This is a genomic window from Chitinophaga sp. YR573 (genome assembly GCF_900110995.1).
Lineage (GTDB): Bacteria > Bacteroidota > Bacteroidia > Chitinophagales > Chitinophagaceae > Chitinophaga.
Genome location: NZ_FOJF01000001.1, coordinates 3,689,832 through 3,709,524 on the forward strand (window position 1 = coordinate 3,689,832; position 19,693 = coordinate 3,709,524).

The window sequence follows — 19,693 nt, forward strand, 5'->3', positions numbered from 1 at the left end:
TCAATCGGGGACTGGCTATTGATCTCCATTTTACAACGTGTCAACCGTCACAGGATTGGTTATGCTTTGGTGTGAGTTTTTAAACATTACCAACCAGGTAGTATTATTATCTTATTATGTCAGAAGATAACGATCAGATATTATTAACAAGGCTAAGACTTGGGGATGAATCTGCATTTAAGGAGATTTATTCTAAGTATTTTGGAAATCTGGTATTCGAAGCATTTCATCATTTGCGCGATATCAGTGCCGCCAAAGACGTAGTACAAGATCTGTTTACGAACCTTTGGGCGACTCGCCACTTACATAACCTCAGCGGGAAGGACAAGGAAGATGTCAAGCTTAAAGCCTATCTAAAGGTTTCGGTAAGATACAGCTGCGGAAAGATTGCCATTAAGAAACAAAAAGAGCGAGGCTCGATGGTGCAATATGTGAATGAAAGTTTATACCAAAATGATGGTCAGGATGCTAAAGCACAGGAACTTGAGGAAATTGATAATCAAATCAGAAGTTTCATCAACGAGCTTCCTGCCAAACGAAGGGAAATAGTAATTGATGTATATCTACAGGAAGTTAAAATTAAAGAAGTCGCCAGAAAAAACGGTATAACCACCGGAACAGTTCGTAATTCTCTACACCGTGGACTTGAAACAATCAGGCAAAAATTTGCCGGTAAAATTAACCCTCATGGAACAATATAACCAATCATATACCGACTATATAAGGGGCCTTACAGTTGACTATCTTACCAGCACAATTGAAGAAGGTGAACTGGAGACTTTGAGAAAGGAGGTTAAAGATAACCCCGAAGCTCAATTGGCCTTTAAGGAAACCCTTGTTGAATATAACCGGCCGGAAGTTCAGGAATTTTTTAGGCATATTGAAGTTCACAATCAGTTACCAGAAAGCCTACAATCTGAAATCTTTCCTGAAAAGAAGAAAAGAGGAAGGACCAGATATCTGCTCCTGTCACTAGCTGCAGCCGCACTGGTTATTGCCTTTTCGTTTGTATGGTATCCGGTTTTATTTCATATCAGCTCCCCAAAACAGGTGGCAAGCCAGATTATTTTGAAAATTGCGGATGGAAAAAGTATTTCCTTGTCCTCAGGCGACAAGAAGATCCAGGCAGGAGGAACCACTCTTTTTAATCAGGATAGCTCCCTTTCCTATACTACTACTAATACGTCCGAAGAGGTAACTGGAATGAATACCTTAACCGTACCAGCCGGAATGGATTATAAAATAAGTCTATCTGATGGATCGAAGGTATGGCTAAACTCTGCTACGACTCTTTCATTTCCCTTTAAGTTCACTGATAAAAGAGTTATTTCTGTTTCCGGGGAAGCATTTATCGAAGTTGCCCCAGACGCAGATCGTCCTTTTACTGTGAATCTACCATCAGGCAGATCCATTGAGGTCCTTGGTACCAGTTTTAACATTAATTCTTACGAGCATACTAATACCCATATTTCCGTGGTGACCGGAAGCGTCAAAGTTAAGGCTGATGGTCATACTCTGAATCTTAAACAGGGCTATGAGGCAATAGCTGACGGATCAGCGCTAAAAATGGCTTCTTTTGATGCCTCAGATGTACTCGCCTGGAGAGAAGGAAAGTATTATTTTAACATGACCCCACTTTCAGAGGTTTGTAAAGTGATCTCTCGGTGGTACGGCGTGCAGGTGATTATGGATAATCCAGCTTCAGGAGCGAAACTTTTTACGGGTAATCTTAACAAGAGTTTTCCTTTAACTGTTTTCTTAAACAGAACCCAAAGTGTCATTGGTATTGATTATTATATCAAAGACAATACTATTCATATTAAGTAATTCCTGTTTATTCCTAATAAATTACACCTCTCTTAAAAAATAATTCAAAAACCTTTCACCCTTTTTCCCATTTTGAACGTCAGTTGTAAGTAACGGGTAGTAGTTCTCTCCAAAGAATAATTACTCGTTACTTACAACTCATTTTAAATAAATGTATTTACGACGCTTTTTTTTAATAAAAGGTACAATGGATGAGTATCCCCTGGCAACGACAGGTTGCCAGGGTTTTATTGATGATTGCCAATACAAATACCAACCATAGCTATAACTACCCCGATGAGATTTACATTAGGACGGGGGACATTTATTCACAGGGTTATTTACAATTAAACAGCAACTGTAAGGAACTATTCCCCCACGGAATAGTTCCTTACCTATTTCAATTTCATTTTAAAATTAAGAATAATCAATGATGGTTTGCATAGTCTGGAGACGGCTAATAATTGCAATAATTGTCATTTACATTATTTGCTGCTCGTCTATTTGTATAGCCGCAATTATTTTAAATCTCACCTCTTCTTTAGGATTGGGTGATGGCTTTAGCCATTCAGAAATTTTGGAGTTAGTGGAAAATAGCATTATAATGACGATTATAATATTAATAATGTCATTTATATTTCTACGTAAAAAAGTTGAACGGATGATCTCAAATAAGAAGAGGAAAAACGTTTGGATGATTTTAGGAATGCACTTTTTGATATTAGGGACATTATTGGCCGTCCTCTATGTTTATACACGCCTTGTTTCATTTTCCCTTGTATGTATTTTTGAATTTTCTGTTCTGGTTGGATTATCGCGGTTACTGGTATCATTAGAGCAAATTTTTTATCTTGAATTATTTCTGAATATAACCGGTACAAAACACAAGGGATTAGTAATTACTAAACGGCAAATTGTATTTCTGTGGATGTGAATTTTTAATACTCCTCTGATTTATATTATTTTTTCAATTTAAATAGCATTCAACCCCTAGTTGATTATAATTCACCCTCTCAGCATAAACATTATTCTATAACTTTGTAAATGTCCGCGAGTTAATCCCCCTGATTATATTAACATAACTCGTGAGACTGATGAGTGCTGTTGTTTTACAGAAATTACAGAAAGAATTTGAAAACAGGCTCCAAAAAGCAATTGCCTATTATAGTATATTATCGGCATTCAATAGCCTGAACCTTCAAACCAGAGAAATAGAGGTATTGGCTTTTGCCGCGACCCGTGGAACGATTACGCCAGCAAGTGCACGCAGAGAATTTGTTCGGATATTTGATTCTTCACTGGCTACGCTGGAAAATGTAAAATGCCGGCTCATTAAAAAGGGGCTGCTGCAAAAGCATGGAGAAATGTATCGCGTTAACCCCAGTATTGCCCCTGATTTTTCAGGTGGAGTGATCATGCAGATTAACCTTTCTTCCTTAACATGAATGATATCTCTGTTACAAGCGGAGATATAATCTCCAATCTGATAGCCCTGACAGCGGATAATTGTAAGTCGCCTATTCCGCTAGTCGATAAAATCATCAAATATCAATTTAAAGCAGTTAGCCAGGCAACTGCTGCCCATTGCACCGTTGAAATATCCGGGGTAGGGTACCTGTATTGTTCCGATAAGAAAATTGTAAAGAAGCTCATCAGAGCCAGGGCAATATTGCATTGCTATCTGGCCAAGTTGGCCAAGGATCTTTCTGAGAAAAAAAGATATAGCCTGGTAAAAAGAATTGAAAGTATTGAGCAGCTAATAGAAAGATATGAAAGTAGACTGGAAAGGACTCACGCAAGGAATATATAACGCTGTATTAGGTAAACAATGGATTAAAGATCTGGCGGCTTATAGAATGAATACCTATTGCTCTCCTTGTGAATTCAACTCAAAAAACGCGATAGCATTGTCAGGTTACACCACTATCAGACCCGATCACCATTGTACTAGGTGCGGATGTAATCTGGAATGGAAAACCCATCAGCTCTCCAGCTCATGTCCGGTAAGTAAATGGCAGGCAGAAGTTAGCCAGGAACAGGCGAACGAGATTACTAAACAGTTAAGCAATGGCGCAAAAGAAGAATAGTTTTATTACCGATGATCTGGACTGGGCAGAATCCCAGCTGGCATCCTGGAAAGCATATGTGGAATCTAACCCGCTGCATCAGTTAAAAGATAGGATTGAATGGAAGCCGACATCGCGAGGCGGAACAATACCCATGGTGATCAGCAGCATTGAGCAGCAAGGAAAGTTCCTTCAGGAAACGATGAAGAATTACCTGTCTCTCCTGGAGGTCGTAGATAGGCTCAGGGAGAAAGAAGAAACAAAAAAAGAAGCCAGAGGCAGCTCTATTGTTCCAGGAAGGATGAGAAAAATGGAATCCCCATAGTATGAATCAATCTTCCCGAAAGAAATCCAAAGCCAGAGTAAAGCGGCTATTATTTAAAGGTTCCGGTAATGGCTCAAAAACTACAGATACGGGGACAAAAGTGTAGAATCGAGCTGAAATGCTCTTATTCGCCTGATACATCTTGATGATGTTTTTTTTAGCCTCCTCAGGATCAGTAGCTTCAATGATTAGAAAGAAAACTGTTTTTGCATTCGGGTATTTACTATCCTCTTTAACATCCATAACATTATATGTAGCATTAATCTTTACTTGATAAAGTGGCATGAATAATCATTTGCTTTAACTAAGATAGTTATAACATCTGAACTGTGTAATACCTGCTGCGATGCTGCCGCAGGCAACTTTTAAAGGTCATCAAAAAAATCCGGAGCCCAGGTGAGTTGGGTCAGATTCCCCATTACATTTTCAGCAGAAACAGCTTTTAGGCAGTAATAGGGATTGTACAAAGATTTACAATCCTTGTACAACTTTTCAATATCAGCCATTGCACTTTTTTCATTATCTGCTGAAATGAGCAATTCAAACTCCGATTTTATTCCGGTTGGAATTAAATCCTCGTCCCATGACCAGGCTTCCACCTTTACCAAATAGAACCCCATTGCTTTATCGATTGAGTTAACGTAATCCTCAACGATATTATAGATTATAAAATTGTTTGTTATCCCATCCTATCCTATTCCTCCAATGGAAATATACTCGTCTGAATTTTTCCGTAACCTAAAAACATTACCCTCCCCAGACACAAAAGAGTTTCAGCAACTGGTAGACTGGGAGCTGGAAAAATGTATGGGTGGAGTGAGAATTGCCGGCATCCATATTGGTGGCTGGCTATATTTTCACATCAATCATTGGAAAATTCGCAGTGACCAGGTAGATAATTATGGCAACATTGTCAGGATTAGTCAACTGCCGGATCTGCGTGATAATGAATGGGAGCGATCTGAAGCCTTTGAGCGGTGCCGGGAGCTTAAGAAAGGTTACATGGAGATTGGCCTGCGACAGGGAGGGAAAAGTGAATTCGAGGCTTCTATTACCGGTTGGAACGCCTTGTTATTTCAGCATACCCAAAATGTAATAGTGGGGGGCAACAAGCCCGATTTGGAGTTGCTTACCGAAAAGCTTGACCATGGACTCCGTAACGTGTGGGCTGGAATTGGGATTGGAAAAATCGATAAGGACTGGCGCAAAACCACTGTGAGATTGGGGTACAAAGATAGAGATAATGAACCCCAGGTATGGAGCCATATAATGATAAGAAATGCTGACGATGGTTTTAATACGGAAACCTCGGCAGGAACGACGGCCAAAAGTTTCGTCATGGATGAGTGCGGAAAGTACCCTTTCAGCCAGGTGTTCGAAGCTGCGAAGCCTGCCTTCTTATCTGAGCATGGTTGGCGTTGCATACCGATTTTAGTAGGCACGGGGGGCTCCTTTGACCGTGGAGCCGACGCTGAGAGGTTCTTTTATAATCCCGACGCAAATAACTTCCTTGGCTTTGATGATCCCCAAACGGGCGTACGCTCTTGCCTGTTTATGCCTGGCACCTACCGGCAGGACTGCAAATATACCACGACCCTGGATCTGTATTTAAAGAGTAAAGGTATTGAGGTTAGTAACCCAGGAGAGCTTTCCAGTATCACCATTAAGGTATCTGATAAGGAGAAGGCATTACTGAAAATAAAAGAGGAGCGGGCAGAAAAAGCTAAAGACAGTGATCAGACAGAATATTTAAAGAAGGTAATGTATTACCCACTCACGCCGGCTGAGTGTTTTCTTTCTGTTACCAGTAACCAGTTCAATATAGAAGCTGTAAAAAAACAGAAAGAGAAGCTTTCCACCCTAAATATTACCGGCGTTCCCATAGAGATCTTCCATAATGGGGAAAAACTCACACACAAGTTTACCGATAAGAAACCTGTATCCTCCTTTCCCATAAAAGCACTGGAAAAAAAGGATGGGTGCATTGTCATGTATGAGGCTCCAGTAAAAAATGCTCCTTTTGGCTTATACGTTGCCGGCATTGACCCATATAAACAGGATAATTCAAAGTATAGTACCTCTCTGGGAGCCTGTTATATCTACAAACGTATGCACAACATAGCGGGTGATCAGTATCAGAACATGATCGTGGCCCAATATGTTGGCAGGCCCTCCAGCATTACTGAGTGGAATGAAACTGTTCGAAACCTGATTAAGTATTACAATGCCTATGCTTTAAGTGAGTCGGATGACTACGGGTTTATCCAGTACATGATTAATAAATCTGAGAGCATGTTCCTCATGGAACAACCTGAGTGGTTAAAAGATATTGCTCCTAATTCTGCAGTACGCCGTCAATATGGTATTCCTGCCACGCCCAAAGTGATTGCCCATATCAACGGATTACTTAAAACCTATACAGAAGAAACGATCAGCAAAGAAGTTGATGATAACGGCCTCGTCACTAAAGAGATCCTGGGACTATCCCGTATTCTGGACCCTTTGCTGCTGGAGGAGATGATAAAATATAACCCCGACGGAAACTTTGACCGCATTAGAGCTGCAGCTATTGCTATAGCTGTGGCCTCTCACCTGGATGCCAGACATGTAATGCCATCTTCCTCCGATGACCCCAGACTAAAATCCTATTTCTCCCGAAAAAAACAAAGTGAAAGCGCCCGCAAACTGCTGGGTAGTGACCCTCTCTTTTCCAGCGCAGGTGGCCGTAAGACTGGCACTTTAAGAAAACTGTTATCCTAAATGCCCATTATCCTCCATACCCAAAGCGGCAATCTGCTGCATGAATACCTTGCTACTTTCCCAGATCAATATGTCTCCCAGAAAGAAAAAGAGTCCGATGGATTTATTAAGCAGAACATGGACTACTTCGCAAATATTGCTTATGCGCAGTATAACGGGAAGAAAAAGAAAATTTCCCGCAACTATGACCTGGTAAAAGGGCATTTAAAGAAAGAAGACTTTTATGAGCAGCCGGGGCCCCGCAGCTTTATTGAGACGCTGGAGACAGAGGAGTTTGAGCTGCCAGCTCATGTTCGTCATTATCCTATTTTAAATCCTCCCTTAAACACCTTAACCGGCGAGCTAACTAAGCGCCCGGATACCACAAGGGTAAAAGCTTATGATGCCGACTCTAAAAATGAAGAGCTGGCCTTCCGCTCAGATATGCTCCAGCAGTATATCCTGCAGAATGCTCGCAATAAGATTATTACTGATCTGGCAGAGCAGGGGCAAGATGTAGGCGAGATCGATGATCAGCAGATACAGGAACTTACGGAGGAAAAAGTAGAAGACGAACTCACCTCTTATACAACACTGGCCGAACGTTGGGGAAATCATACACTGGAAGCGCTCAAGGCTGAATTCAATATTAAGGAAAAATCAGAGGAAGCCTTTCGAGATCTTCTCATTTGTTCCAATGAATATTATCACATATATGAGACGGGAGCCAACTCTTTAGGATTTTCTGTAGAAACAGCTAATCCCAAAAAAGTATGGGAACTGTCTGTGGGTGATAAAAAGTATTCCCGTGACTGGTATGCAGGAGGTCTTCTGGACGTAATGGAACTCTCTGAAATAATTGAGCGCTTTCCAAATGTTACAAAAGAAGAAATCGATCACTTAAGAAAAGCCTCTGATAATGGTCTTTTCAGCGCAAGGCAGTCAAATTATGGTTCCAGCATCAAAGGGTTAGAATCTATCCACTACGATACCTATAACCCCGCTCTCCTGGAGGAGAGACTTCTGGCGGAATCCGGATTACAGGACGACCTGGTATTTGGTCACTTCTTTTCAGGAAAAGGAACCAGTACAAGTAGCTATGGTAATAAGTTCGCTGTTGTTATTGCCTACTGGAAATCAAAAATTAAGGTAGGAAAGGTTTCGTACCTAGATCCGGAGACGGGCAGCCTTCAGACAACACTGGTTGACGAAAACTATAAAAAAGGAACTATTCAGGGTGAAATCTCCGTGGAATGGAGATACGCAAACCGCTGGTATCAGGGGCTTAAGATCGGATCTGATGTTTACCACGTAACACCTTTTACCTTACTTCCGTACTGCCCGATTATTGGTGTTACCCATGAAAGTAAAAATACCATTGCCTCTTCGCTGATTGACCTTATGAAGGGCTATCAGATGATATATAATGTATGTCTTAACCAGTTGTGGAAACTACTTGAGAAGGAGAAAGGAAAGGTTATCCTAATTCCCCTCAGGCATATCCCGACACCCAAAGATGGTGATGCCGGTGACGCACTGGATATGTGGGAACTGGAAGCCAGGGAAAGAGGAGCCATCTTTATTGACGATAGTCCTGAGAACGCGAAAGCCATTTCAAGTTTTAATCAGTATTCTGCCCTGGATCTTTCCCGTCATCAGGAGATACAGAGCCGCTATAATCTTGCGGTTCAAATGAAAATGGAATGTTGGGAACTGGTGGGACTTTCAAAAGAACGCCTGGGAAATGTAGCAGCTACCAGCACTGCAACAGGAGTAAATACTTCCCTTTCTCAGAGCTATGCTCAGACAGAAGCATACTTCACCCAACACGAATATTGTCTTAATGAGCTTTATCAGGGGCTACTGGATGCAGCGCAGTATATCGAATCCACTAAACCTACTTCGACAATATCTTATATAAATTCTTCCGGTGAGAATGCTTTTATACAGGTTAACGGAACTGATATCTCCCTTCGGGATTTAAAGGTTTTTGTTACCAGCAGAACGAAAGATTCCATTGCTTTTGAACAGCTGCAGCAACTGGCGCAACCGGCTCTGCAGAATGGAGCTTCCCTTTATGATATCGCAGAACTTTATACCACTGACTCAATGCGTAAGCTGAAAGACACATTTAAGCGTATTAAAAAACGCCAGGATGATTTTGCAGCCCAGCAACAACAGATGCAGCAACAACAAATTAACCAGGCGCAGCAGCAGTTCCAGGCAACTCAGCAGGCAGAAGATATGGCCAGAAAAGAACAAATGGTTAATGAAAATTATCAGCGAGAACTGGACAGGGTAAACAAGAAGGAAATAGCCCTCATCGCCACATTCAACCGTCAGCAGAATAATCTAAAAGATGTCGATGCAAATGGGACTCCTGATGTGCTGGAGGTCTCCAGACTTGCAATGGAAGAAACTAATGCCGGCAGAGATTATAAAATGGCCCTGGATAAGCTGGGTATAGAAAAACAGAAACTAGCTGCAGACAGAAGCACGCAACTGGAACAGCTGGGGCTGGAAAAAGCAAAGCTCAAAGTCAAACGGGAAGAGATCGCAAGTAAAGAGCGTATAGCTAAAGCCAATAAGAACAAATATGATAAAGTAGGTAAAAAATAGTACTCGCTACCATTATAACCCATTAATAATATCCAGTGGTGTGATCAATTTGTCTTCAGTGACATCTACATCCTTATCAGTAATGTCGGATCCCTGGAGGGTTACATCTACTTTGTATTTCTTGGTAAAAGCATCATAGGATTTAATTATAGCAGTTCCGGCTGGCAGGCCATTTTCAGCAAGAAATATCTTGGTGGAGCCTAAATCATGCTTTCTGTAAAAGGGTTTGGTTAGATCAATTGGATGATAAATTGTAGTAAAAAACTGGGGAAGAAGTGATAGCTGTTCCTCTCCACCATGATGAAGTGTATAAACTTTATAGGTATACTTTGCCTCTTTTTCTGAACATTGATCAGGTAAAGCAGCCAGCAGCAGACCTGCGTATGCAATTTCTATTAGTTGACTTGGCATCAGTTTACCAGTGCTATTTTCAATTACTTTAATACGTGCATTCATGTATGATTCCCATTTTCACAAATGTACTTTTTTCTCGCCTGATTAGCGGGAATAATAAGGTCTAATATTATAAAAAAAACGCGCGATCAATATTGATCGCGCGGATTCAGAACCATTATTATTAAACAAATTAATGCTGTACAATAACCTTGAAAGATCGTTTCACTTTACCGTTTGCAACCCCTATGTAATAGGTTCCCACAGGACGAGAACTCAAATCTAAATTAATTTTTTGCTGACCTAAACCAGTATAGTTATGTTGCTCCAGTAAGATACCTTCACTATTAAATATTTTAATGCTACTGATCTCAAGTGAAGGCAATAAATTGTTAGCGACCCTTGCGACATAATCATTAGTTTTAGTGTTTAGCGTCTCAACTGTAAAAGCACCACTGGTAGGATTAGGATATATTTTGAAAAGACTACTTGGTGTGAAATTTGGCCGAATACGAATAAAAGAACTGCTGTCAGCAGTATCGCTGGAATCGGCGGCCATTCTCGCTCCACAGCCTGATCTTGCGGTGATGCTAAGGGTTTTTATTACCGGTGTATTGGTACCACAGGTGTTAAAGGATTTCAAATAGTATGTCACTGAAGCAGGTCCATCAACTTGAAGTTCTGCAATATATTCAGTATAGCCCAATGAGGCATTATATTGTACTGTCGCTGTATGATAGGTTGATCCACCATCGCTGCTTACATATACCCCCGCTGCGCCAGTAGGTAGTGGACCGGTAATATCCCATCCGCAGGAACTATTGGGGCTGGTTCTTTTACCTAAGTTTGGAGATCCGGGCAATCCGACCGGTACCACTTTCGATAATGTATCATTAGATTTACAACTATAGCTCAAAATTGCTGTAAGTGTAGCAGAGCTGTTCACTGATCCAACTCTGGTGAGAGAAATAGTAGTTCCCGTACCAGATAAAGGCGTTACGATTCCAGATGGAGATAGACTCCAAGCGCAACTGGAAACCGCTGTGGGAAGACTTGCAAATGGTACTGTACCGGATGTACATATAGATGGTACAGTAGCACTAAATGCAGCAGTACTTACATACTTCGCTCCAACACCCACACTGGCCCAGGCGTTGGTGACCCCGATTTCCTGACAGCTTCCCACTCCGAAGAGATCACGTGCCGCCTGAATGGTATTATCTCTGACAGTTGCAAAGGTTGAATTAGAAACCATATAATATACCTCGGCCCGATATAGTATTTTTTGTGCGTCTGTATTACTGATAGGGGTAATAGCATACGATTGCCCCAAGGCATTAGTTCCAGTTCCACCGATAAGCAACATGTAGAACCAATGAGACATTACACTCATGTTTGTGTGAATGTAACCGTAATCGTTGGAGGCGTCCGGAGTAGCAGGCGGAGCAATGTAATTCGGGCCGCCATAGCAGGTAGGTTGCGCTCCCAGTGGAGATGTACCAGGATAGTCGATATAGCGCAATGGGAAATATATTCCATCATCTTCCCCCATTGACCACCTTGCCTTTGCCGGTGTTTTCCAATATTCTATACACGAACCCCATATATCAGAAATACCCTCATTTATTGCTCCTGCTTCATTTGAAACCGCAAAACCTACTTCTGTTTGCGCAATGCCATGTCCTAATTCATGGCCCATCACATCAAGACTAACCATAGAATTGACTGGTACTACACCTCCTGCCAATCCTCCCTTCCCGTATATCATCACCTGGAGACTTGGAACCCAACCAGCGCTCGCATAGTTGACACCATAATTGGTATAGTTCGTTACAGGAGAACCACTTCCATTAATACTATTTCTGCTATGGACTGTACTCCAATAGTCAAGAACTGCCTCGCTACCCCATTGGGCATCGAGTGCATCCCTATCATTGGGATGTTCGGCTGATGTCCAGTTATTATCGTTATCGGAGTATTCGGAGTAACCGGTAAAAGAAGTGTTTGCATTATTATTATAAGTATGAATAGTAACCCCGCCGCGCAGCTCACTGAGGCGATATGCTCCTGCATAACTATCCCCGGTAATTGCCTGGGAGCCATTATACAACGTAGAGGCAGTTCCCGGTGTATTGGTGTTTTCGATATTGGAAAAATTTGATATTAAACTACCATCTTGCGCGTTAATATATATTGTCTGATCCAGAAAAGGTTCTGTGGCAACAATATTGAATTTCCAGGCAAGTAAAAATGTATCTTTCTTATTATAAGTGGCTGAAGCAATTACGATCTGACCTTTGCCGGTAAAATCTCCTGAAGGATTGCTCCTTTTTGCCAGATTTAAAGTTGCAGTATCCTCCCATATATAGCGTTTTGCTTTAAGGGTATCTAATGCAACCCGTAAAGCAGCGTTTTCGGTAATAGCTGGTGTTACATTCATATCATTAATGGCGACCATGGAACTGTTAACACTTTCAAGACTGGTAGAACTATGGGCTACGATTTGTGCGTTATCAACCTTTACGCCTTTGAAATACTGCTGATATTTATTGTGTTTATGTCCAAGCTCGTCGGTCTTTGTAGAAAACAAACGTTGTTCATCGATACCGCTTCTGAGGTTCAGTAGCTTGCCGATAATCTGCTTTTCATTTGTTGCATTTCTTTTTTGATTTATATCAGGGGTGAAGGTGACAAAGGCAATATTCCCATGCCTGTCGCGGCGGATACTCAGCGTATCGTTTTCCGCCTGCTGGGCAAATGCGGCACTGCTGGACATGGCAATCCCAATAAGAAGTAGTAAAACTTTTTTCATGTTGCTTAATGTATTTTGAGTGTGAAAAAACTAGATCAAGGAATCCGGCTCAGGTAATAGGAATACCCATCTGTAATCTCGTCACAGAGTACAAGTAATCCATCTTTAACCTGTGTTGGTGCTAGAATATAAGGGTAGGCACCTGGCCCCTGGAAAGTCATCATGTACGTCTTTGTATGATTGAGCTCAAAATCTTGTTGCCAATTTATTTTTCCATGCAAGAATATAGCGTCATTTATTGTCCATGTGAGAGTGTCCTCACTGATACGGATATAATAGTTATTATACTCTGTTTTACCAAAACCCAAACCACCATAAGAATAGAGCATCTTGTAATTGCCCTTTGTGTAACGCTCGATTACCGATAGGGGCTGGCCTATAAGGTTTATGTTACTTTCCAGGGGCTTATCTTTCTTACAAGAAGAAACCAAAACCAAACAAACAAAAAGGATTAAAATACATCTAACTTTCATCGGGTTATTTTGATTAATAGGTTATAGAACAGTAGTCATTTAATACAGAAATTTTGAAGGAACCGCTGGTTTTCTGAATTGATATTGCACTGTATAATTGATCTACGATTATCACAGTGTAATATAATTTACCACTTTTATCCTTCAGTTAATAATTGGTTAATGAAACAAAAAGGCAATATTGATAGCTCCTACCATAGCCACTGTTATAAAATCTCACCACCAGGATTGGTAGCGAATTAGATTCCCAAAACAATCCTGAACTGAGTCAGAATTAATGTCCACGTAACGGGCAATTCATATAAATATACCCGCGTTATTAACGTTCCAGTTAATAAACCTTTTTAATAATATAATGAATATAAAGTACTGGGCCTTGTAAATAAGACACAGATTTTAGTGAAGGACTCAACTGAATTGAAAAGATGTGATGAAGGTAGAAAAAAATAACATTCTAAAATCATAAGGTGTAAAATATTTTATGTATCGGCTTATTTTATTTAATGCTATTTGAATCTGATATTATATTGTAAAACGGTTACAGTATGATGTTTCAATATAATTTTTGCTATAATTTTACTCTTGTCCGCAAATAGAATTGAACCCCCTTATTAGTCATTGTTAACCATCCTATAGCCTGATAACTCATTTTTTAACCCATCTATGGATAAAGACGAAACGGTACTACAATCCCAAAACTCCTTTGGAATTACATCCAGCACAATTCTGGATACTAACTATCTGGAGTCCCTTTTTAATAATGACCCGCAGCAGGTGACAAACATCCAGGATAAAATCCCTGGTACTGCAGAGGAAAAAAGTCCTGTATCTGATAAAGACGCTAGTGGTGGTAAAGCCTCTACTCAAAAGGAAACACCCCGGCAGCAGCCTGAAAAGCCACTCAATTTAACGATTGACGATTCAGCTTCATTCATTGAAAGTTTAGCGACCGATCCGCAGGACGATAGCACAGAAACTGCAGAACCAAACACGAAAAACGCCACAGTAGAACCGGCGAGTGACACTGCTGTAAAGGAACCGACCACAGCTAGTGACTCTCATTTATCACCCAGTAACATCGCTTCCTTTTCCAAAGAACTTTTCAGCCTGGGAATATTATCCAGCGAAGATGGTCAGGAAGATGAGCCGGAAATAAAGACCGCTGAGCAACTGGTTGAAAGACTTACCCAGGAAAAACAGCGGGGTGCAGTGCAGCTTCTTGAAAACATTCTTTCCAATTATGGACCTGAATACAGGCAGGCTTTTGATGCTATCTATATCAATGGGGTAAGTCCCCGTGATTATTTTGTTCAGGCTGAGCAGGTGGCTACTCTTCAGGATCTGGATCTGACTATCCCAGACAACCAGAAACAGGTGCTACGCAGACATTACCAGACACTGGGCTGGGATGCAGGTAAGATTCGGGCCAAAATTGAAAAGCTGGAAAATTATCAGGATCTGGAGGAAGAAGCCCGTGATATACATGCCTCACTGGTTTTGAAAGAAAAGGATGCCCTGGTACAAAAGGAAAATGACAGGAAACAGGAGCTATCCAAAAAGGCTGCACAGGAACAGGAACATCAAATCAGTGTCGGACGCATCATCACTGAGAAATTAAAGGCCAAAGACTTTGATGGTATTCCACTGGATGAAAAAACGGCTCGCTCCCTGGGCGCTTATATGCTGCAAAAGAAATGGCAGCTGGGAGAAAATCAGATCTCAGACTATGAAAAGGATATTTTAGATCTCTCGCGCCCGGAAAACAGACAAGCCCAGGTTAAGATAGCCCTGTTGATGCAGCTATTGAAAGTAGACCCAACGCTTTCACGTCTTGGGCGAAAAGCGGAAACGGACAAATCAAATAAATTATTTTCCTTTCTGCAGAGAGAGGAATCAACACAGAAAAAACAAGGTAAAAAGAGTACCAACTTTTTTGAGTAATAACCCATTGTTTGTTAACCTATACTTACCCTGATCTAACCCGCCAGGGAAGACCTATCCCTATTAAAAATGCTTCAGACAATCCCAGGCTTCACCGGATTTAAGTACGGTCGGTATGCCAGCATGGAAGGACGCGCCATCGGTAAGTTCACCGACTCCAACCACCTATCCACCCTGCGTAGTGAAAGACCGGCAGACTATGATAAAAAGATCATTGACATATATACTGAAACGCAGCTGTACAGCAACGATTTTCTAAATATGATCAATAAGGCCACCCCTTATTACATAGAAGGAAATACAGATTCCTTCCAGTGGGAAATTGCCGCACCATTCTTATTCCCCCAGGTAATAGAAGTGCCGGCTACAACCTTAAATCAGGATCGTATAGGCGTTGACGGTAAAGAGTTTCATTTGGTGTTAGACACTTCTGAGTTTGCCAAAAATTCCGTCATTGTGTTAGGCCATAAAATGTTTGGCCCCAGGTTGTATGTGACCAAGGATCCACAGCCGTATACCATGGGCTACCTGTATGAATTCACGCTGGTCGCCGCAAATCCTCGCATTCAGTTCCTGGATAAACAGTGGATTCTCCCTGGTACCAGTTGCCAGTTAATCGATGTGGTGATAGGAGAGTTTGATCAGGATCTGGGTGGATTACCTCGTCTGGGCCGCACTATTAAAATGTTCGATTCTCTGGGAGCCAGTTATGGTTTTCAGCACAAAAATACCAAATGGGCGGATCAGAGAGTGCTGAAGGATTCAGTAACCGGAAAGCCACTTGACATCTTGTATTACGCAAAGATGGGGCAGAGAGGTGAATTGCCCACCAGTATCGCCAATATCAGATGGGAACCTACCATTGAATTTTTGATCAGAAAGCAGATGCTGGAAACGAAAGTCCAGCGAATGATCTGGAGTACGCCTGGTACCGTTAAAACTGGTGGTAATAAACAAGAATTAAAGAAGATTTCTGGTGGTGTCTATTATAAAATGAAGCACTACGGAAACTACTTCCCGTACCATAAAGGAGAGCTATCTCCAGGACTTCTGCGAAGCATCTTCGGTGATTTATTCTATCGCCGGGTAGACATGAGCAAACGTAGAGTCGTGATGTTCACCAATGAAGCTGGATTCGATGTTTTCAACGAAGCGCTTAAACAGGATTTGATGAACCTGGGGCTTACTGTTATTGCCGATTCCAGGTTTATTGAAGGCTCTGGTCAGAACATGTCTGTGAATTTCGGTTTCAATAGTATGGTCTCCCGTGAGACAGGACGCGTAGAACTCAAACATCTGCAGGAACTGGATCTGCCACAACATAATCGGGAGTTTGGGCAAAACAAAAAGTCCACCCCAATATTTATGATTTTCGATGTCAGTCCTGAAAGTGATGGCACGTTCACTGATCGTATTCGCGAAGTACGTCAGGCAGGCGCACCATCGATGACTTACGGATACATAGATGGCAGGCAATCTCACCTGGGACACCAGGCATCTCAAGGTATGAATTCTGCATCGATGGATCCCGGATACATGCTTTGGATGGAAGACCGCGCCGACATCTTTATAGAAGATCTCTCAAGGACAGTACTCATTGAAGAGATTCCACAATATTAATTCCTATAACCCCCTTACAGCACGGTTGCTACGGCGTTCCCGCTTACCGGCAACCTCCCTTTTATAAAATTTAGCTAATGAGTAAAGTAGGTGTTATCTCAAGTATTCCTCTTTCAGAGGCAACAACAGGTTACGAAGGTGCCCTGGCTGCTGTTAACTTAACCAGAGCGCCTGGTACCGGTACAATGTTTCTTCCCTATAAGGAAAAGAATAATGAATACAGAACCGGACTGGATGCTGAGGCAGTCTATATCAGACGTATCTCCGATGGACATGCGCAGAAAATTGAAAAGGAAAAAGTCACCAAAGAAAGGCAACGGTTAGAGCAGATTTTAAAGCTGGATTTAAGCCCACGGTCTGATTACTATAATATCTCTACCTGGTCGCCGACAGCCAAAAACAGGCCGGTTATTGAACCTGTAAAACTTGGTGATGGTAAAACATATTTCAATCTTGAAGATCCTTTGCAGGCTGTGGCTTACGCTTTTCTAAGAGTGCATCCACATATTGCTACCTCTATGGAAGCCTACCAGCGGGGAGATTTTCCCGATGCCCGGTTTTATGTGATGGATGATGAAGTGGAGCAGGAAATTACCTATCGAAAGAAGACACATCTCAACAAAGCCATTTTTACACTGGATAATCTGTCGCTGGAGAAACGGAAAAAAATAGCAAGGCAATGCTCCCTTCCTGTCAGTGATGCCGATAAAGAGCAGGTGGTGTACAACCAACTGGACAGCTTTATAAAGCAGGGCGTTATTAAATCAGGTCCCTTTGAGGGCGTAGCCGGAGTAGATATATTCATGCGCTTTATAACAATTTCTGATGAGGTCCTGCATGTAAAAGATCTGGTACGCCAGGCTATCACACATTCAATCTACCGGCGCGATAAGCTCTCCAAACTTTTTGAGGGTGAAATTGAAATTGCCAAATCAGAAGAACAGTTGGTGGACTACCTGCTCGATGAAAAAAATCAGGCCGATATATTAATGCTGGAAGATAAACTGAGAGCAAAAAAATCAATTCTGGCATGATAGCAGTACAGCAGCTATTATATGATATAGACCTAAAGTTAAATAAGGTAGCTACCAGTAGTCACCAATTTATTTCGTTAGAGGATAAGCTGATAGCCATTAACGATGCCCAGTATTTGCTGATAAAACAAAAAGTAGCTGGCTCTGTCAACACAGCAGGGCTGGATGGAAATAAGAGAAGATATGATGATCTGGAAAATCTGATTGTACCACATACAATGCTGCCGGTATTTGAAGATAATTCAGATGGACTACCTGGTTATTATTCAGATTTATCGGGTCTTTCCCTTCCTTATATGTTTTTTATAGATGCTTTTTTTATTTGTAAAAAAGGTACATGTAAGGATAGGGTGGTACATGGATTCAGAATCAAGCATGCTGATTTGCAGCAGGTTTTAAAGAATTCAAACATCTGCCCCTCTTTTGAATACCAGGAAATGCCATTTACAGTTACATCTGGCAGATTATACGGATTTACAGATGGGACTTATACTGTGGATCACACTTATCTATCCTATATCCGTTATCCATCCCGTGTTGATATGGAAGGATACATTGATTTTAATGGCGCACCTTCTGTTACTACCGACTGTGAACTAAAGCAATATCTCAAAGATGAGTTAGTAGATATCGCCACCGGGCAACTGGCGATGAATACTGAAAATACTCCAGCCGCCGGATACGCGCAGGCAAGAATACATCAACAACCCTAAATCCTATTAACCCTATAAGCCAATACCATGGATTTTTCACTTACTACCATGTTTGTATTACCCCCTAATAACACTTTGCCGGTAGCCGGATCCACTGAGGATCTTCTTCCAAAACAATTTGGGGTATTTGGGGCTGCCTACCAGCCTTATTCTTCTGTCAATGAACCATATCTGTACCTGGCTCAGGGAAGGTTAGAGAATGTTCCAAATACAGGATCAAAGAAATCCGGAAAAATTGCAAAAAATAAGATCGTCTCCTGGTATAAGGTAACTGCAGAACCTAATACATACGATCAATCTACCATTGTTTCTGATTTTCAGGTCAAATGCGGTGACCAGATGACTATTACCATCAGAGCCCATAGCAACTATATTGATAGCGGTTTTGCTAATGGCTATACGCAATCTGTAACCGTGGAGGCACCTTGCTGCGGATGCGGAGCTGATCCCTGCACAAACACAGATCCCGCTGACGTTCAGCTCATGCTCGATGATGCTATCGCCAAATTTATGGTCTCTGGCCCATTTATGGGTAGTGTGCTTTCAAACTACATCGATGTTACCCGTGAGGGGGAAGGTGCCGATGCCAAACTTATCATTAATGGTAAACCACTTACCCCGGATGGAAGGATTTGTGATGTGAGTGCTAACCCATGGGAATATGACAGGTTATGGTACGCCGTTTTTGTAACCAAAGGGGCAGATACCACGCAGGATCCGCTGGTCTATGACAGATGTGAGCAGATTGCCACCGTTACAACGACCCCTCAATATGGATTTATCAGAGGAAATTCTGAACAGATATACCAGATGGAGAAATATTACTATTCCTATCAGTCCCCGGAGTTTAAAACCCTGGTAAACAATCCTGGATGGAATGGAGCCTATGAAAGCTATGTAGTTGATGGGCAATATTACGATACCTATTACCTGAAATTTCTGTCAGTAGATGATCTGGGAACCTGGGATAATTCTCTGCCTCAGGATCAGACGGTAATTATTGCCATTCCTATCACTCAGAGCGCTCCGTTCGAGACAATAATGACAGCCTATCTGGGGGCCGCTCCAACAAATGTATCTCCTGTAGTGAGAACAACTACCACAACTAGTAGTTCTACTACCAGCACGTTCACTTCATTTAACTGACGACTC

The 19,693-nt window shown here is 41.6% G+C and carries 18 protein-coding genes; 13 read left to right on the plus strand and 5 right to left on the minus strand.

Translation table 11 applies throughout. The features are described 5' to 3' along the window. Nucleotides 1–116 precede the first annotated feature (116 nt). The 6 genes from BMW86_RS15695 to BMW86_RS15725 all read left to right on the plus strand — a co-directional run bounded on the left by BMW86_RS15695 (nt 117) and on the right by BMW86_RS15725 (nt 4,197). Complete coding sequence (locus BMW86_RS15695) at nt 117–701, plus strand: RNA polymerase sigma factor (protein WP_089782670.1); 585 nt, start codon at nt 117–119, stop codon at nt 699–701. Continuing rightward, entirely contained in the window at nt 688–1,827 is a 1,140-nt protein-coding gene (locus BMW86_RS15700; RefSeq protein ID WP_089782671.1) for a FecR family protein, read from the plus strand. Before BMW86_RS15695 ends, BMW86_RS15700 begins: the two co-directional genes overlap by 14 nt. 1,073 nt (nt 1,828–2,900) lie before the next feature. Further along, a complete protein-coding gene (locus tag BMW86_RS15710; RefSeq protein ID WP_089782673.1) occupies nt 2,901–3,251 on the plus strand; it encodes a hypothetical protein in 351 nt (116 codons plus the stop codon). Then, complete coding sequence (locus BMW86_RS15715; protein WP_089782674.1) at nt 3,248–3,616, plus strand: hypothetical protein; 369 nt, start codon at nt 3,248–3,250, stop codon at nt 3,614–3,616. The genes BMW86_RS15710 and BMW86_RS15715 overlap by 4 nt, the downstream gene beginning before the upstream one ends. Next, complete coding sequence (locus BMW86_RS15720; protein ID WP_089782675.1) at nt 3,576–3,893, plus strand: hypothetical protein; 318 nt, start codon at nt 3,576–3,578, stop codon at nt 3,891–3,893. The genes BMW86_RS15715 and BMW86_RS15720 overlap by 41 nt, the downstream gene beginning before the upstream one ends. Beyond that, complete coding sequence (locus BMW86_RS15725; RefSeq protein WP_089782676.1) at nt 3,874–4,197, plus strand: hypothetical protein; 324 nt, start codon at nt 3,874–3,876, stop codon at nt 4,195–4,197. Before BMW86_RS15720 ends, BMW86_RS15725 begins: the two co-directional genes overlap by 20 nt. Nucleotides 4,198–4,203: 6 nt before the next feature. Here the strand turns inward: BMW86_RS15725 and BMW86_RS15730 are convergent, their stop codons facing one another. Together BMW86_RS15730 and BMW86_RS15735 are read right to left on the minus strand one after the other, a co-directional pair. After that, complete coding sequence (locus tag BMW86_RS15730; RefSeq protein WP_089782677.1) at nt 4,204–4,482, minus strand: hypothetical protein; 279 nt, start codon at nt 4,480–4,482, stop codon at nt 4,204–4,206. A gap of 80 nt (nt 4,483–4,562) precedes the next feature. Then, the gene (locus BMW86_RS15735) at nt 4,563–4,796 is read right to left on the minus strand and encodes a hypothetical protein (RefSeq protein ID WP_143056584.1); all 234 of its coding nucleotides are present in this window, start codon (nt 4,794–4,796) and stop codon (nt 4,563–4,565) included. Between the two features lie 106 nt (nt 4,797–4,902). Between BMW86_RS15735 and BMW86_RS15740 the strand changes: the two genes are divergently transcribed. Both BMW86_RS15740 and BMW86_RS15745 read left to right on the plus strand, forming a co-directional pair. Further along, on the plus strand, nt 4,903–6,957 hold the full coding sequence (locus BMW86_RS15740; protein WP_089782679.1) for a hypothetical protein: 2,055 nt from the start codon (nt 4,903–4,905) through the stop codon (nt 6,955–6,957). Then, the gene (locus BMW86_RS15745; RefSeq protein ID WP_089782680.1) at nt 6,958–9,555 is read left to right on the plus strand and encodes a portal protein; all 2,598 of its coding nucleotides are present in this window, start codon (nt 6,958–6,960) and stop codon (nt 9,553–9,555) included. A 12-nt stretch (nt 9,556–9,567) separates the two neighbouring features. Here BMW86_RS15745 and BMW86_RS15750 read toward each other — a convergent pair whose 3' ends face one another. The 3 genes from BMW86_RS15750 to BMW86_RS15760 all read right to left on the minus strand — a co-directional run bounded on the left by BMW86_RS15750 (nt 9,568) and on the right by BMW86_RS15760 (nt 13,233). Then, nucleotides 9,568–10,011 (minus strand): hypothetical protein, encoded by a 444-nt coding sequence (locus tag BMW86_RS15750; protein WP_089782681.1) that lies wholly within the window; start codon nt 10,009–10,011, stop codon nt 9,568–9,570. 130 nt (nt 10,012–10,141) lie between these two features. Beyond that, complete coding sequence (locus tag BMW86_RS15755) at nt 10,142–12,760, minus strand: M4 family metallopeptidase (RefSeq protein WP_089782682.1); 2,619 nt, start codon at nt 12,758–12,760, stop codon at nt 10,142–10,144. Nucleotides 12,761–12,795: 35 nt separating this feature from the next. Then, entirely contained in the window at nt 12,796–13,233 is a 438-nt protein-coding gene (locus BMW86_RS15760; RefSeq protein ID WP_089782683.1) for a hypothetical protein, read from the minus strand. Between the two features lie 663 nt (nt 13,234–13,896). Here BMW86_RS15760 and BMW86_RS15765 point away from each other — a divergent pair. From BMW86_RS15765 to BMW86_RS15785, 5 genes are all read left to right on the plus strand, one after another. Then, on the plus strand, nt 13,897–15,174 hold the full coding sequence (locus BMW86_RS15765; RefSeq protein ID WP_089782684.1) for a hypothetical protein: 1,278 nt from the start codon (nt 13,897–13,899) through the stop codon (nt 15,172–15,174). A 69-nt stretch (nt 15,175–15,243) separates the two neighbouring features. Further along, the gene (locus BMW86_RS15770) at nt 15,244–16,794 is read left to right on the plus strand and encodes a hypothetical protein (RefSeq protein ID WP_089782685.1); all 1,551 of its coding nucleotides are present in this window, start codon (nt 15,244–15,246) and stop codon (nt 16,792–16,794) included. Nucleotides 16,795–16,871: 77 nt separating this feature from the next. Then, complete coding sequence (locus BMW86_RS15775) at nt 16,872–17,828, plus strand: hypothetical protein (protein WP_089782686.1); 957 nt, start codon at nt 16,872–16,874, stop codon at nt 17,826–17,828. Further along, the gene (locus tag BMW86_RS15780) at nt 17,825–18,541 is read left to right on the plus strand and encodes a hypothetical protein (RefSeq protein ID WP_089782687.1); all 717 of its coding nucleotides are present in this window, start codon (nt 17,825–17,827) and stop codon (nt 18,539–18,541) included. The genes BMW86_RS15775 and BMW86_RS15780 overlap by 4 nt, the downstream gene beginning before the upstream one ends. A gap of 27 nt (nt 18,542–18,568) precedes the next feature. Further along, nucleotides 18,569–19,687: a hypothetical protein gene (locus BMW86_RS15785; protein WP_089782688.1), complete on the plus strand. Its 1,119-nt coding sequence runs from the start codon at nt 18,569–18,571 to the stop codon at nt 19,685–19,687. Nucleotides 19,688–19,693: the final 6 nt, after the last annotated feature.

Excerpts from the sequence above, each read along its gene's own strand:
- BMW86_RS15695 (WP_089782670.1), top strand. The coding sequence starts at position 117 with ATGTCAGAAGATAACGATCAGATATTATTAACAAGGCTAAGACTTGGG.
- BMW86_RS15700 (WP_089782671.1), top strand. The coding sequence starts at position 688 with ATGGAACAATATAACCAATCATATACCGACTATATAAGGGGCCTTACA.
- BMW86_RS15710 (WP_089782673.1), top strand. The coding sequence starts at position 2,901 with ATGAGTGCTGTTGTTTTACAGAAATTACAGAAAGAATTTGAAAACAGG.
- BMW86_RS15715 (WP_089782674.1), top strand. The coding sequence starts at position 3,248 with ATGAATGATATCTCTGTTACAAGCGGAGATATAATCTCCAATCTGATA.
- BMW86_RS15720 (WP_089782675.1), top strand. The coding sequence starts at position 3,576 with ATGAAAGTAGACTGGAAAGGACTCACGCAAGGAATATATAACGCTGTA.
- BMW86_RS15725 (WP_089782676.1), top strand. The coding sequence starts at position 3,874 with ATGGCGCAAAAGAAGAATAGTTTTATTACCGATGATCTGGACTGGGCA.
- BMW86_RS15730 (WP_089782677.1), bottom strand. The coding sequence starts at position 4,482 with ATGCCACTTTATCAAGTAAAGATTAATGCTACATATAATGTTATGGAT.
- BMW86_RS15740 (WP_089782679.1), top strand. The coding sequence starts at position 4,903 with ATGGAAATATACTCGTCTGAATTTTTCCGTAACCTAAAAACATTACCC.
- BMW86_RS15745 (WP_089782680.1), top strand. The coding sequence starts at position 6,958 with ATGCCCATTATCCTCCATACCCAAAGCGGCAATCTGCTGCATGAATAC.
- BMW86_RS15750 (WP_089782681.1), bottom strand. The coding sequence starts at position 10,011 with ATGAATGCACGTATTAAAGTAATTGAAAATAGCACTGGTAAACTGATG.
- BMW86_RS15755 (WP_089782682.1), bottom strand. The coding sequence starts at position 12,760 with ATGAAAAAAGTTTTACTACTTCTTATTGGGATTGCCATGTCCAGCAGT.
- BMW86_RS15760 (WP_089782683.1), bottom strand. The coding sequence starts at position 13,233 with ATGAAAGTTAGATGTATTTTAATCCTTTTTGTTTGTTTGGTTTTGGTT.
- BMW86_RS15765 (WP_089782684.1), top strand. The coding sequence starts at position 13,897 with ATGGATAAAGACGAAACGGTACTACAATCCCAAAACTCCTTTGGAATT.
- BMW86_RS15770 (WP_089782685.1), top strand. The coding sequence starts at position 15,244 with ATGCTTCAGACAATCCCAGGCTTCACCGGATTTAAGTACGGTCGGTAT.
- BMW86_RS15775 (WP_089782686.1), top strand. The coding sequence starts at position 16,872 with ATGAGTAAAGTAGGTGTTATCTCAAGTATTCCTCTTTCAGAGGCAACA.
- BMW86_RS15780 (WP_089782687.1), top strand. The coding sequence starts at position 17,825 with ATGATAGCAGTACAGCAGCTATTATATGATATAGACCTAAAGTTAAAT.
- BMW86_RS15785 (WP_089782688.1), top strand. The coding sequence starts at position 18,569 with ATGGATTTTTCACTTACTACCATGTTTGTATTACCCCCTAATAACACT.